General features: G+C 62.4%; 9 protein-coding genes and 5 pseudogenes. 10 read left to right on the plus strand and 4 right to left on the minus strand.

Annotation, left to right across the window (positions count from 1 at the left end):
- Window positions 1-6: 6 nt before the first annotated feature.
- The 9 genes and pseudogenes from LRS12_RS20355 to LRS12_RS10760 form a co-directional block, all read left to right on the plus strand.
- Window positions 7-411: pseudogene (locus tag LRS12_RS20355) on the plus strand (glycosyltransferase WbuB); the annotation flags it as partial.
- 182 nt (window positions 412-593) lie between these two features.
- A complete protein-coding gene (locus tag LRS12_RS10725) occupies window positions 594-1,139 on the plus strand; it encodes a glycosyltransferase family 4 protein (protein ID WP_374580788.1) in 546 nt (181 codons plus the stop codon).
- 1 nt (window position 1,140) lies between these two features.
- A complete protein-coding gene (locus tag LRS12_RS10730) occupies window positions 1,141-1,671 on the plus strand; it encodes a WbuC family cupin fold metalloprotein (RefSeq protein ID WP_257844571.1) in 531 nt (176 codons plus the stop codon).
- Between the two features lie 124 nt (window positions 1,672-1,795).
- The gene (locus LRS12_RS10735; protein ID WP_257844572.1) at window positions 1,796-3,019 is read left to right on the plus strand and encodes a sugar transferase; all 1,224 of its coding nucleotides are present in this window, start codon (window positions 1,796-1,798) and stop codon (window positions 3,017-3,019) included.
- Between the two features lie 288 nt (window positions 3,020-3,307).
- Window positions 3,308-4,274, plus strand: a pseudogene (locus LRS12_RS10740) (IS481 family transposase).
- Between the two features lie 86 nt (window positions 4,275-4,360).
- Window positions 4,361-4,876 (plus strand): annotated as a pseudogene (locus LRS12_RS10745) (transposase); the annotation flags it as partial.
- 124 nt (window positions 4,877-5,000) lie between these two features.
- Window positions 5,001-5,897 (plus strand): sulfate adenylyltransferase subunit CysD, encoded by an 897-nt coding sequence (cysD, locus tag LRS12_RS10750; RefSeq protein WP_257844573.1) that lies wholly within the window; start codon window positions 5,001-5,003, stop codon window positions 5,895-5,897.
- Window positions 5,897-7,811: pseudogene (cysN, locus tag LRS12_RS10755) on the plus strand (sulfate adenylyltransferase subunit CysN). Before cysD ends, cysN begins: the two are co-directional and overlap by 1 nt.
- A gap of 228 nt (window positions 7,812-8,039) precedes the next feature.
- Entirely contained in the window at window positions 8,040-8,792 is a 753-nt protein-coding gene (locus LRS12_RS10760) for a 3'(2'),5'-bisphosphate nucleotidase CysQ (RefSeq protein WP_257844574.1), read from the plus strand.
- Here LRS12_RS10760 and wecC read toward each other — a convergent pair.
- From wecC to LRS12_RS10775, 3 genes are read right to left on the minus strand one after another with little or no spacing between them, the layout of a single operon-like run.
- Window positions 8,789-10,090, minus strand: coding sequence for a UDP-N-acetyl-D-mannosamine dehydrogenase (gene wecC, locus LRS12_RS10765; RefSeq protein WP_257844575.1), 1,302 nt, complete (start codon window positions 10,088-10,090; stop codon window positions 8,789-8,791). The genes LRS12_RS10760 and wecC overlap by 4 nt on opposite strands.
- Window positions 10,068-11,207, minus strand: coding sequence for a non-hydrolyzing UDP-N-acetylglucosamine 2-epimerase (gene wecB / locus LRS12_RS10770; RefSeq protein ID WP_257844576.1), 1,140 nt, complete (start codon window positions 11,205-11,207; stop codon window positions 10,068-10,070). Before wecB ends, wecC begins: the two co-directional genes overlap by 23 nt.
- Window positions 11,208-11,258: 51 nt before the next feature.
- Window positions 11,259-12,281: an NAD-dependent epimerase/dehydratase family protein gene (locus tag LRS12_RS10775; RefSeq protein WP_257844577.1), complete on the minus strand. Its 1,023-nt coding sequence runs from the start codon at window positions 12,279-12,281 to the stop codon at window positions 11,259-11,261.
- A gap of 99 nt (window positions 12,282-12,380) precedes the next feature.
- Here LRS12_RS10775 and galU point away from each other — a divergent pair.
- Window positions 12,381-13,249: pseudogene (gene galU / locus LRS12_RS10780) on the plus strand (UTP--glucose-1-phosphate uridylyltransferase GalU).
- A 285-nt stretch (window positions 13,250-13,534) separates the two neighbouring features.
- Here the strand turns inward: galU and LRS12_RS10785 are convergent.
- Complete coding sequence (locus LRS12_RS10785) at window positions 13,535-13,777, minus strand: hypothetical protein (protein WP_257844578.1); 243 nt, start codon at window positions 13,775-13,777, stop codon at window positions 13,535-13,537.
- Window positions 13,778-13,832 lie beyond the last annotated feature (55 nt).

A 13,832-nucleotide genomic window follows, 5' to 3' on the forward strand; every position in this document is an offset into this window, starting at 1 on the left:
CACGAGGTGACTGTCCTGACGGGAGAGCCCAACTATCCCGACGGCAGCATCTTCCCCGCCTATGCGGCGGACCCGGCCGCGTTTGCGCGGTTCGAAGGTGCGCCGGTCTACCGGGTGCCGATCATCCCGCGCGGTGGCTCCAGTCTTCGGCTCCTTCTTAACTATTTGAGTTTCGTGGTCAGCGGCCTGCTGCTTGGCGGGTCGCGCCTGCGAGGACAGGAATTCGACGCGATTTTCGTGTTCCAGACATCGCCGATCACCTCGGCAATTCCCGCGCTGTGGCTCGGCTGGCGCAAGCGGGCACCAGTCCTGATGTGGGTGCTCGACCTGTGGCCGGAAACGCTGTCCGCGATCGGCGTGGTGAAGTCGCGGTGCCTATTGTCACTGGTCGGCGCAATGGTGCGGATGATCTACAAGCGCTGCGACAGGATCCTGGTCCAGTCGCGCGCCTTTACGCCAATGTCGCGCGCTATGCAGGCGGCGACGAGAAGATCCTTTACTTTCCCGGCTGGCCCGAGCCCGTCTTCTCGACCAGCGGCGGTGAACCCGAACCGGCAGGCGAGCTTGCCCCATGGCAGGGGATGTTCAAGGTCATGTTCGCCGGGAATTTGGGCCAAGCACAGGACATTCCGGTCATCATCGCCGCTGCGGACCTGCTTCGCGACGAACCGAACCTTCGATGGATTATCGTCGGGGACGGGCGGGCCGGGGCCGACGCGCGCGAGGAAGTCGCACGACGGGGGCTGGAGGGTCGAGTGATCTTCGCCGGACGCTATCCGATCGAGCGGATGCCTTCCTTCTTCGCCGCCGCCGACGCGCTGCTCGTGTCGTTGCGCGACGAGCCGATCTGGAGCCTGACAATTCCGGGCAAGGTGCAAAGCTACCTCGCATCGGGCAAGCCGGTCGTCGCGATGCTCAACGGGGAGGGCGCGCGAGTGATCGCCGAATCCGGCGGCGGTGTGGCGGGCCCGGCGGGCGATGCCGCCGCGCTGGCAGAGAATGTGCGCACCCTGATGGCGATGCCGGTCGAACGACGCGCGGAAATAGGACAGGCTGGGCGCGCCTATTGCCAGCGCGAGTTCGACCGGGCGCAACTGGTCAACAAGCTCGAGGGCTGGATCGAGGAGCTGGGGAACTGACATGGCGCTGGCCGATTTCTCGCCCAACTTCGTCGCCGATCTGGTTTCGCGCGCGCGCGGGTCGGCACGGCGGCGCCAGCACTTCAATATCCATGCTGAGTATGCAGACCCCGTCCAGCGGCTATTCAACGGGATCGAGCCAGACAGCTATATCCGGCCACATCGACACCTGAGCGATCCCAAGCGCGAATGCCTGATCGGCGTCCGCGGCGCGTTTGCGCTCATCGCGTTCGATGCGGAAGGTGGGATCGAACGGATCGTGCATTTCGGGGCGGCACCCGACCTCTCCATCGGGGTCGAACTCGATCATGGTCAGTGGCATACGGTGATCGCGAAAGCGCCCGGATCAGTCCTGTTCGAGGTGAAGCAGGGCCCTTTCGATCCGCTGGCGGCGAAGAATCTGGCACCCTGGGCTCCCGAGGAGGGGAGCGGCGCGGCGGTCGCCTATCTTGAATGGCTGCATCGCGCGGCCACCCGCCGCGGGCTGGACCATAGCGGGACTCGGTCTGAGAAGTCTCTGAATTCAGACTAAATCCATATCGGCTATTTATTGATCGTGGGCCGGGATGTAAGGCGGCGTCACGGGTTGGGGGCGGTATACCATGCATAGTCCGAGGCGGACGAGCAAACATTCGGATGTCCGGTTCTGGTCGCGCTTGCGCACGCAGTCCGTCGGGCTGTTGCTGATCGCGGTGGTGCTGCCGATGGCAATGGCGCTGCTGGCGCTTCCCCATAGCGACGTCTCCGAACTGGTTCAGCTGACCGCAGCGGGCAATGCATGCGCGTGCCTGCTCACGCTCTATCTGCTGCGCAATATCGTCGTCTATCCGCGGATCAGCGGTGCCTTTTTCGTATTGCCGATCACATTGGTCGGCTTCGGCATGACGTTCGCGATGTTTCTGCTCCTGCGCCTCGACTTCAGCCGCATCTTGTTCGTCGCGAGCGGCATGGGGACCCTGGTCTGGCTGTATTTGGTGCAGATCATGATCGAGCGCGGCCCGCCGCTTCGCGTCGGCGTGGTGCCGACCGGTGAGGTGTCGGCGCTCGCCGATATCGACCATTTCCGGATCGACTGGCTTGAGCGTCCCCAGGCGCCCTCGCGCTACGATCTGCTCGTCGCGGATTTCCGCGCTGATCTGGATGACGAATGGGAATCGTTTCTCGCCGATTGCGCTCTAGACGGCGTACCCGTGTTCCACGTCAAGCAGCTCCAAGAATCGGTGACGGGGCGGGTCGAGATCGAACATTTGTCGGAAAACAGCTTTGGTTCGCTGATTCCGTTTCTCGCCTATCTCCGTCTGCGCCGCGTGATCGACCTCATCGCTGCGGTTCTGGTCGGGATCCTGCTGCTTCCGTTTCTTCTGGCGGTCGCGCTCGCCATCCGGATCGACTCACCGGGTCCGGCCTTGTTCCGGCAGGTGCGCATCGGATCGCGCGGGCAGCCGTTTCGGGTCGCAAAATTTCGGACCATGACCCATGCGCAACTTAGCGGTGAGGCACTAGACGGCGCGATCACCAAGGAAAATGACGCGCGGATCACCCGGCTCGGCCGCTTTCTTCGCCGGTCCCGCATCGACGAGCTGCCGCAGATCCTCAACATTATTAGCGGTGAGATGAGCTGGATCGGCCCGCGTCCGGAGGCTGAGGTGCTGTCACGCTGGTATGAAACAGAGCTGCCTTTCTACCGTTATCGCCATATCGTGCCGCCGGGGGTGACCGGCTGGGCTCAAGTCAATCAGGGGCATGTCGCGGATCTAGGCCAAGTCAAGAGCAAGCTCGAATATGACTTCTACTATATTAAACACTTTTCACCTTGGCTCGACGCCCTGATTGTCGCGAAAACAGTCCATATTGTCATTACCGGCTACGGGTCAAAGTAATGGATCGAAATAGGCGGTTTGAGCTATCGCCGATGCGATCGCATCGCTGAATAAAGTATCGAAGCTCGCGGAGTGAGGCGAAGGACGGATTTGAAGTTTGATTACTTGGAGTGAGCGTGCTGCTTCGAATTCATCGAGCAGCGCTTTTATGGTCAAACTCACGCATCTGATCGATTGTCTGCTAGGCCCTGTTGACAAAGACTTCAATCATAGGCGTGTGGCGGCGAGGTTGAGGAAGCTCTCGAACGAGAGAAGTGTCTTGACCGCGTACGAGTGGAGGGATGCGCTATGGGACAGATTCTACACGGGGAGCGCCCGCACGACAGCGGCGGTCCGTCGAGCGATACAACATAGTCAAGAGAGCCTGAGGGCTCTCGCCAAGCGTCACGGCATCAACCAGAAGACCGTGGCGAAGTGGAAGCGACGCACGGCGGTCAAGGATCTGCCAACCGGGCCGAAGGCGCCTCATTCCACCGTGCTGAGCATCGAAGAGGAAGCGATCATCGTCGCGTTCCGCAAACACACGCTGCTGCCGCTCGACGACTGCCTCTATGCGTTGCAGGCGACAATCCCACATCTGACACGCTCGTCGTTGCACCGCTGCCTGTAACGACACGGAATCAGCCGATTGCCCGAGGTGGCCGGCGACAAGGAGCCCAAGCGCAAGTTCAAGACCTACCCGATCGGCTACTTCCACATCGACATCGCCGAGGTGCGAACCGCCGAAGGCAAGCTCTACCTCTACGTCGCCATCGACCGCACCTCGAAGTTCGCGTTCGTCCAGCTCGTCACCAAGACCGGCAGGACATCAGCCTCGGCCTTCCTCGTCGCCCTGATCGAAGCCGTACCCTACAAGATACACACCGTGCTGACCGACAACGGCATCCAGTTCACGTTCCCGCCGCGTTACGCGGAGGGGCCAACGGCCCAATACATCACCCACATGTTCGACATGCGCTGCCGCGAGAACGGGATCGAGCACCGCCTCACCAAGATCAAGCACCCCTGGACCAATGGACAGGTCGAACGGATGAACCGGACGATCAAGGAAGCGACGGTCAAGCGCTACCATTACGACAGCCACGTCCAGCTGACCGCCCACCTCCACGACTTCATCAACGCCTACAATTACGCGCGTCGGCTCAAAACGCTACGCGGCCTCACACCCTACGAATACATCTGCAAATGCTGGACATCAGAGCCCCAGCGCTTCACATCAAACCCGCACCATCAAATGCCGGGACTAAACACCTAGCAATACTTTGGCAGAAACCTGATTTTTGGAATTCCCATGGTGCGGCTGGCGTGATTCATGGGGAGCCAGCTTGACGGAGGCTTGCGATGGACGAGGACTGGAAGGCGGATCTGGAGCGGTGGCTTGCCCCGTATCTGGAAGGTCTGAGCACAAGACGCGGCGACGGATGTGTCCGGCCTATATTGCCGGCTTGATTGGGCCAGGTGATCGCAAAAGCATCCAGCCCATAGCGGCCCGGTCAGACGCCAGTTCCTATGCCGGCTACATCATTTCATCGGGGCCGGTTTGTGGGACAGCGCGCCGCTGGACGCGACCTTGTGGGATCAAGCTGAAAATTGGTTGGTGGCGATGAAGCTTGGCTGATCATCGACGACACTGCCTTGCCTAAGAAGGGGAAGGCCTCGGTTGGCGTCGCGCCGCAAGATGCTACGGCGTTCGGCAAGAATGCCAACTGTCAGACGTTGGTGCCGGTGACGCTGGCTTCGGGCGAAGTTCCGCTCATGCTGAGCTTGCGGTTGTTCCTGCCGGAAAGCTGGGCGAGCGATACCGCGCGGATGGACAAGGCGGGCGTGCCTGCCCCTTTGCAGGAATGCCGCACTAAGAACCTGGCGACCGGCGATGGCGCGCTGGGCGCGCTCGGTGGCGGCTGATCAAGATGTCGCGCATACGGGAGCGTAAACAAATACTAGATCGCGGAGCGCGGGCATGGTCCATAGATGGCCGCCTATGGAATCCCTCACACATCTCGCCCGGCTTGAGGCCGAGAGCATTTACATCCTGCGCGAAGTGGTGGCCGAAGCCGAACGGCCGGTGATGCTCTATTCGGTGGGCAAGGACAGCGCGGTAATGCTGCACCTGGCCAAGAAGGCGTTCTTCCCCGCGCCGCCGCCGTTCCCGCTGCTCCATGTCGACACGACCTGGAAATTCCGCGCGATGTACGATCTGCGCGACAAGGCGGCGCGCGATGCCGGAATGGAGCTGCTGGTCCATCACAATCCCGAGGCGGTGGCGCGCGGGATCAACCCGTTCGACCATGGCGGCCTCCACACCGACATGTGGAAGACCGAGGGGCTGAAGCAGGCGCTCGACAAATATGGCTTCGACGCGGCGTTCGGCGGCGCGCGGCGCGACGAGGAAAAGAGCCGCGCCAAGGAGCGCGTGTTCAGCTTCCGCTCGGCCAGCCACCGCTGGGACCCCAAGGCGCAGCGGCCCGAACTCTGGCGGCTGTACAATGCGAAGAAGGCCAAGGGCGAAAGCATCCGCGTCTTCCCGCTGTCCAACTGGACCGAGCTGGATATCTGGCAATATATCCGCGCCGAGGGGATCGAGATCGTCCCGCTCTATTTCGCCGCGCTGCGCCCGACCGTAGTTCGCGGGGGGCTCACGCTGATGGTCGATGACAACCGTTTCCCGCTCGATGGTGAGAAACCGGTGATGCGCTCGATCCGCTTCCGCACGCTCGGCTGCTATCCGCTGACCGGCGCGGTCGAGAGCGAGGCCGCGACGCTCGACGATGTGATCCAAGAGATGCTGCTGACGACAACCAGCGAGCGACAGGGGCGGGCGATCGATCACGATCAGGCGGCGTCGATGGAGAAGAAGAAGCAGGAGGGCTATTTCTGATGTCCTCCAGCTACCGCCCCGACGCGCTGATCGCGTCCGACATTTCCGCCTATCTCGAACAGCACCAGTCGAAATCGCTGTTGCGCTTCATCACCTGTGGCTCGGTGGACGACGGCAAATCGACGCTGATCGGGCGGCTGCTCTATGATTCGAAGATGATCTTCGAGGATCAGCTCGCCGCGCTTGAGGCCGACAGCAAGCGGGTGGGAACGCAAGGGCAGGAGATCGACTTCGCCCTCCTCGTCGATGGCCTCGCCGCCGAGCGCGAGCAGGGGATCACGATCGACGTCGCCTATCGCTTCTTCGCAACCGAGAAGCGCAAGTTCATCGTCGCCGATACGCCGGGGCATGAGCAGTACACGCGCAACATGGTCACCGGCGCGTCGACCGCCGACCTAGCCGTCATCCTGATCGACGCGCGCAAGGGCGTGCTCACGCAGACGCGGCGGCACAGCTTCCTCGCGCATCTGATCGGCATCCGTCACATCGTGCTGGCGGTGAACAAGATGGATCTGGTCGGATACGATCAGGCGATTTTCGACGGCATCGTCGCCGACTATCGCGTCTTTGCCGACAGCATCGGGATTACCGACTTCACCGCGATCCCGATTTCGGGGTTTAAGGGCGACAACATCACCGGCCCCAGCGGCAATACGCCCTGGTACGGCGGCCCCGCGCTGATCGAGCATCTCGAAACCGTGCCGGTCGGCGGGGAGGGCGAGGCGCGCCTGTTCCGCATGCCGGTGCAGTGGGTCAACCGCCCCAATCTCGATTTCCGCGGGTTCGCCGGCACGATTGCCAGCGGATCGATCAAGCCGGGCGACGCGGTGCGAATTCTCCCCTCGGGCCGCACCAGCACCGTGGCGCGGATCGTCACCTATGACGGTGACCTGACGGAGGCGGGGCGCGACCAGTCCGTGACGCTGACACTGGCGGACGAGGTCGATTGCTCGCGCGGCGACGTGATCGTCGCGGCCGATGCCCCGCCCGAGGTTGCCGACCAGTTCCAGGCGACGATCGTGTGGCTGGATCAGGAAGAACTGCTCCCCGGCCGCGCCTATTGGCTCAAGCTCGGCACCCAGACGGTCAGCGCAACGGTCCAGCCGCCGCGCCACGTGATCTGCGTCAACACCATGGCCGAGTTGAGCGCGAAGACGCTGAGCCTCAACGATATCGGCGTCGCGGAGGTCTATACCGACCGCGGGATCGTGTTCGAACCCTATGCCGAAAGCCACGACCTTGGCGGCTTCATCCTGATCGACAAGCTGACCAATGCGACCGTGGCGGCGGGGATGCTCAACTTCTCGCTGCGCCGGGCGCAGAATGTCCATTGGCAGGCGCTGGAGATCACCCGCGAAGCGCATGCCGCGCAAAAGGGGGCAGCACCCGCGCCTGTTGTGGTTCACCGGCCTGTCGGGATCGGGCAAATCGACCATCGCCAATCTGGTCGAAAAGAAGCTGCACGCGATGGGCAAGCACAGCTTCCTGCTCGACGGCGACAATGTCCGCCACGGGCTCAACAAGGATCTGGGCTTCAGCGATGCCGACCGGATCGAGAATATCCGCCGCGTGGGCGAGGTCGCGAAGCTGATGTGCGACGCGGGGCTGATCGTCCTCACCGCCTTCATCTCGCCGTTCCGCGCCGAGCGGGAGCTGGTGCGGCGGATGCTGCCTGAGGGCGAGTTTCTGGAAATCTTTGTCGATACGCCGCTGGAGGATGCCGAACGCCGCGACGTGAAAGGACTCTATAAAAAAGCGCGGGCCGGGGAAATTGCGAATTTCACCGGTATTTCAAGCCCGTATGAGCCGCCGATCAATCCGGAGATTCAGATCGATACACAGATTGTGACACCGGAGGCAGCCGCCGAATTGATCATCGAACAGGTCGTCGGTATCTGGGCTCCAGTGCTGTGATTGGCCACGGTACGAGTTCATGGAGTGTCGGTGTTGGTCGAAGTGGAAGGCCGGGAATTTATAGCTTATGCTCTGATCGCGATCGGGGTCGCGTTGGTCGCGGGTTGGGCGATCATGGCACGCCGACGGCGCTACTGGAAAAAGCGCCGGATGTCGGGCCACTCGGAGGCGAAACGGCGCGAAATCCGAAAATACTGATCCGTGATCGATATCCAGACGCCGACGTCTATGGATGACGCATCACTCGCCCGCTCTGTCGCAGACGCGGCGGCGGCGCTGCTGCTGAAAATTCAGGACGATGGGGCCGATGGCGCACGAGGGGATCGCGACGCCAACCGTCTGATCCATGACATGCTGCTTTCCAAGCGACCCGATGATCCGATCCTTTCGGAAGAATCGGCGGACGATCCATTGAGGCTTGGTGCGCCGCGCGTCTGGATCGTCGACCCGCTCGATGGGACGCGTGAGTTTGCCGAAGGGCGGGACGATTGGGCGGTCCATATCGGTCTGGCGATTGATGGCGTGGCGGCGGTCGGCGCGGTCGCGTTGCCCCGTCGGGGCGTGACGCTCGCGACCGATGCGCCTCCGGCCTTGCGTCCGGCGAGCGGAGTTCCGCGGATGCTCGTGAGTCGCACGCGGCCGAGCCGCCTATGCGGTGCAGTCGCCGATATGTTGGGAGCGTCGTTGATCCCGATGGGCTCGGCAGGAGCGAAGGCGATGGCAGTCGTGATGGGTGAGGCGGAAATCTATCTCCATTCGGGCGGACAATATCAATGGGATAACTGTGCCCCGGCGGCGGTGGCGCTGGCGGCGGGTCTCCACGTCTCGCGGATTGACGGCACCCCGATCGTTTACAACCGTCCTGCGCGTGAACTCCCCGACCTGCTGATTTGCCGCAAGCAACTGGCGGACGGGGTGCTCGCCACGATCAAAGCGTTTCAGCATGGGTTACGTCGCTCACGCGGAAGCCGACGTACTTAGCCTGCTCGGACAGAGCGCAATCGAAAGCTCTTGTCGGCCGACGGCTGATCCGGCCAGATCCCGCGCGTGTCATACACGAGCTTGTTGGCCCGCTCTTCGAGGGGGATCGACTTGAAGACGTCGTGATCGACCAGCACGATTAGAATCGGACAGGTTTCAAGCGCGGTATCGATGTCGGTAAGCTTCGCGCCGCTTTCGGCGAGCGCGGCGGGGAGTCGCGAGGCGTAAGGCTCGACGATCCGCACGCGCGACCCGTGACGCGCTGCGATCGCTTCCGCGACATGCAGCGCCGGGCTTTCGCGGAAATCGTCGATGTTCGCCTTGAACGCCAGGCCGAGGCACGCGATGGGGGCGTCGGAGAGTTGCGCGATCAGCGTTTCGGCGCGCGCGACCGTAAAGGCGACCTTGCCGTCATTTACCTCGCGTGCCGTGCGAATGAGCGGTGTATTCTGTGGGTCTGCGGCGACCAGAAACCAGGGGTCGACGGCGATGCAATGGCCGCCGACTCCGGGACCGGGCGAGAGGATGTTGACCCGCGGATGGCGATTGGCGAGGCGAATCACCTCCCACACATCGATCCCCATCCCGTCGGCGACGATCGAGAGTTCGTTTGCAAAGGCGATGTTCACGTCGCGAAATGCATTCTCGGTCAGCTTGGTCATTTCTGCCGCGCGCGCGCTGGTGGTGACGCACGCGCCCCGTACGAAGCGGCGATAGAATTGAAGTGCCTTGCGGGCGCAACGGGGCGTGACGCCGCCGATGACACGATCATTATCGATCAGTTCGACCAGAATCCGGCCCGGCAAAACACGCTCGGGGCAATAGGCGATCGCGATGTCGGAAGTGCCGCTGCAATGTCCTGGAATTTTTAGGTCGGGGCGGAGCTGGCTGAGCAATTCGGCGACCTTCTCGGTCGTGCCGACCGGGGATGTCGATTCGAGGATAACCGTATCGCCCGGCTTCACCACCGTCGCGACCGTGGTGGCCGCTTTCAGGACGTAGCCGATATCGGGCGCGTGATTCTCCGCGAACGGGGTCGGAACCGCGATCACGAAGACATCGGCGGGTTCGATCTGGATCGATGCGCGCAACGTCCCCCGTGCGATAACGCCGGAGACAAGGCCGTCGAGGTCGACCTCCTCGATATGGACGCGGCCGGAATTGACGGTGTCGACGACGCGCTGGGATACATCGATGCCCAGCACCATCGCGCCCGTCCGCGCGATCACTGCGGCGGTCGGGAGGCCGATATAGCCCAGACCGAGGACGGCAACTTTAAGCTGAGTATCCGAATCCATGCGCGACGACCTTCGCAATTCTTGCCGAGGCATGGCCGTCGCCGAACGGATTGTGCGCGCGCGCCATTGCCTGATACGCGTCCTTGTCGTCCAACAGGGTTGAGATTTCGGAAACGATCCGGTCGGTGTCGGTGCCGACCAGCTTGGCGGTCCACGCCGAAACGCCTTCGGGGCGCTCGGTCGTCTCGCGCATGACCAGCACCGGCTTTCCGAATGCAGGTGCTTCCTCCTGCACGCCGCCCGAGTCGGTCAGAACGAGATGGCACAGCTCCAGCGCACGGATGAAGTTGGGATAGTCGAGTGGGTCGATCCGCAATATGTTCGGCCGACCGCCGATCACCCGATCCATCACCGCGACCACATTGGGATTGGGATGCATCGGAAACAGCACCACCACGTCGGGGCGTTCGGCGATGCGCGATATTGCCCGCGCGATCGACTCCATCCCGTCTCCGAAATTCTCGCGGCGGTGCGTTGTGACCAGGACGACGTGCTTGCCTGAGAGCCGTTCGCGAATGGGGTCGAGCGCAGTCGCGAGGTCAGGGTGCGCTGCGATGCGCTCACGGGTCGCCAACAGCGCATCGATCACCGTATTTCCGGTGACGAAGACGCTGGCGGGATCCACATTTTCACGCAGCAGCGCATCCGCAGCGGTCTGGGTCGGTGCGAAATGCTGGTCCGCCATGGTCGCGACGATGCGACGGTTCACCTCTTCCGGCCAGGGCTGCCAGATGTCGCCCGAACGCAGGCCCGCCTCGACATGGCTGACCGGTATCTTGCGAAAATAGGCGGCCAGCGCGCCGGCCATCGCCGTCGCGGTATCGCCCTGAACGACGACGCGGTCGGGGCGTTCGGCATCCATGACCTCCCCGAGCCCGGTCAGCAGCCGGGCGGTGAGGCGATCGAGCGTCTGCCCCGGTTCCATGACGTTGAGGTCGATATCGGGGGTAATTCCGGCGATCGCCAGAACCTGATCGAGCAGCGAACGGTGCTGTGCCGTGACACAGGTTCGGACGTCCAGGCCCGATACGCGCTGCATCGCATGAACGACGGGGAACAGCTTGATCGCCTCCGGTCGGGTGCCGAAAATCGTCAAAATCTTTGCTGGATTCCTCATGAACGGGTCCTTAGCGGAACGACGTTAACGGGCCGATACATCTTTAGGCAGTTACGACGCGGATCCTGCCATCTCATCCAGATACCAGCGCACGAACGCAGCGACGCCCGCACGCACCGTAGTCTCCGGCACGCGGCCAATCAGGGCGCGCAACAATTCGGGCGAGGCCTCGGTCGCGGGAACATCGCCTGCCTGTATCGGCAGGAAATTCTTGCGCGCGGCCTTGCCCATCGCTGCTTCGAGAGCGGCGATATACTCTGTCAGCGAGGTCGACTTGCCGCCGCCGATATTGACGACCCGAAAGGGCGCGACAGGGGACAGGCTGTCATGCATTACAGGCTCCTTGCCGGGCACCACGGTGAGCAAATCGACAATCGAACGCACCAGATCGTCGATATAGGTGAAATCACGCTTCATCTCGCCATTGTTGAATACGTCGATCGGGGCGTCGCGCAGCATCGCATCGGCGAATTTGAACAGCGCCATGTCGGGCCGACCCCAAGGTCCATAGACCGTGAAGAAGCGGAAGAAGGTCATCGGGATGCCGAACAAATGGGCATAGCTGTGACCGATCAGTTCGGTCGCGCCCTTGGTCGCCGCGTAGAGGCTAATCGGTGTTTGGGTGCGTTGCAGCTCGTCGAACGGCATCGCGGTATTCGAGCCATAGACCGAGCTGGTCGACGCGGCGAGAAAGTGGCGGACCGGATTGTGCCGCGCCAGTTCGAACAAGTTGAACGTGCCAAGAATATTGGTGCCGACATACCCCGCCGGCTGCTCGATGCTGTAGCGGACACCGGCCTGAGCCGCGAGGTGGATCAACGCGTCCGGCGCGAAATCGCGCCACGCCTGCTCAAGTGCCGGTGCGTCCTCGATCGAGATGCGGGCCAGCTCGAAATTGGGGTGGTTGGCGAGGATCGCGTTGCGCCGCTCCTTGAGCGAGACATCGTAATAGGGTGTAAAATTGTCGATCCCGAGCACCTTGGCTCCGGACTGAAGAAGCAAGCTCGCAGTGTGAAATCCGACAAACCCCGCCGACCCGGTGACAAGAACGCGGCGTTGGGTCAGGTCATTCATTGCGCAGGATTTCCCTTTTGGCTTGCCGCGCCCCTAACCTAATTCCGCCCCTTGTTCTATGTCCCACTTCAGCTATGCGCGCTGCCAGGAGACACCGGAATGACGTTCAAACCGCTTCGCAAGGCCGTTTTCCCGGTTGGGGGGCTTGGAACGCGCTTTCTGCCCGCGACCAAGGCAATGCCCAAGGAAATGCTTCCGGTCGTCGATCGCCCGCTGATCCAATATGCGGTGGACGAGGCGATCGAGGCGGGAATCGAGCAGATGATCTTTGTCACCGGTCGCGGCAAGAGCGCGATCGAGGATCATTTCGATATCGCTTATGAGCTTGAGGCGACCATGGCGTCGCGCGGCAAGTCGCTGGACGTTCTTGAGCCGACGCGGCTCAAGCCCGGCGCGATTGCCTATGTGCGCCAGCAGGAGCCAATGGGCCTGGGTCACGCGGTCTGGTGCGCGCGCGACATCGTCGGCGATGAGCCGTTCGCCGTGCTGCTCGCCGACGATTTTATGGTGGGCCAGCCGGGCTGCCTCAAGCAGATGGTCGCGGCCTATAATAAAGTGGGGGTAACCTCATTTGCGCGCAGGAAGTGCCCGACTCGCAGACCGACAAATATGGCGTCATCACCCCGGGCGAACGCGACGGCGTGCTGACTCAGGTGCGCGGTCTCGTGGAAAAGCCGAAGCCCGGTACCGCGCCGTCGAATCTCGCGGTGATTGGACGATATATTCTTCAGCCTGAAGTGATGCGGGTTCTGGAGACGCAGGAGGCCGGCGCAGGTGGCGAGATCCAGCTGACCGACGCCATGGCGCGGATGATCGGCGACCAGCCGTTCCACGGGGTGACATTCCAGGGGATGCGCTATGATTGCGGCGACAAGGCCGGATACGCTCAGGCCAATTTCGCGCTCGCGCTCAAGCGCGACGACATTGGCCCGGCCGTCCGTGAGTTTGCACGCACGCTCATTGGCTAGGCGCGTCGGGAGCTTCAGCACTTAGGACGAGGTTCTGGTCGGCGCTGCGGCCGTGTCCGGAATGCGTGGGCGTGCTGCTGCCCTGCCCGACATGGGCGGTTTGATCCCGATTCGGGACATCCTCCGCTGATTAGTTTCGGCAGGAACCGCGCCGGATCACCCGGTGGTCGATCTCTGCGAGATTCGCGAATAGGTGGTGATCCCGCCGTAGGCCGGTGCGAATCGTTCGAACAAAAAAATGGCGGCCACCGGGGCCGCCATTCTAATTGCCATCGGCAGACCGAATTACGTGCTGTCGGGCGTATCGTCACCGCTGGTCGCGGCATAGATGCCGAGGCCGACTGCAATCACCACGAACACGATCAGGAAGGGAAAACCCGCCTGCTCGTTGGCTTCACCCGCCGGCGTCGCAGTCCGCGCAGCAGCGGCCTTCGAGACGGACAGCTTTGCCGATGCCGACGAAGCGAGCGCCGGAGTCGTTGCAAGCGAACAGGCCGCCACGGCCATCATCAACTTTGCGAACCGCATTATTTCTGCTCCCTCTTATCAAACAACCTTAGTTGCCTGGGGGCTATGGCAGATT

The organism is Sphingomonas sp. J344 (genome assembly GCF_024700005.1).
Taxonomy (GTDB): domain Bacteria; phylum Pseudomonadota; class Alphaproteobacteria; order Sphingomonadales; family Sphingomonadaceae; genus Sphingomonas.

Bases quoted from the DNA above. Each gene is read 5' to 3' on its own strand.
- LRS12_RS10725 (WP_374580788.1), top strand. From the start codon at position 594: ATGTTCGCCGGGAATTTGGGCCAAGCACAGGACATTCCGGTCATCATC.
- LRS12_RS10730 (WP_257844571.1), top strand. From the start codon at position 1,141: ATGGCGCTGGCCGATTTCTCGCCCAACTTCGTCGCCGATCTGGTTTCG.
- cysD (WP_257844573.1), top strand. From the start codon at position 5,001: ATGGAATCCCTCACACATCTCGCCCGGCTTGAGGCCGAGAGCATTTAC.
- LRS12_RS10760 (WP_257844574.1), top strand. From the start codon at position 8,040: ATGGATGACGCATCACTCGCCCGCTCTGTCGCAGACGCGGCGGCGGCG.
- wecC (WP_257844575.1), bottom strand. From the start codon at position 10,090: ATGGATTCGGATACTCAGCTTAAAGTTGCCGTCCTCGGTCTGGGCTAT.
- wecB (WP_257844576.1), bottom strand. From the start codon at position 11,207: ATGAGGAATCCAGCAAAGATTTTGACGATTTTCGGCACCCGACCGGAG.
- LRS12_RS10775 (WP_257844577.1), bottom strand. From the start codon at position 12,281: ATGAATGACCTGACCCAACGCCGCGTTCTTGTCACCGGGTCGGCGGGG.
- LRS12_RS10785 (WP_257844578.1), bottom strand. From the start codon at position 13,777: ATGCGGTTCGCAAAGTTGATGATGGCCGTGGCGGCCTGTTCGCTTGCA.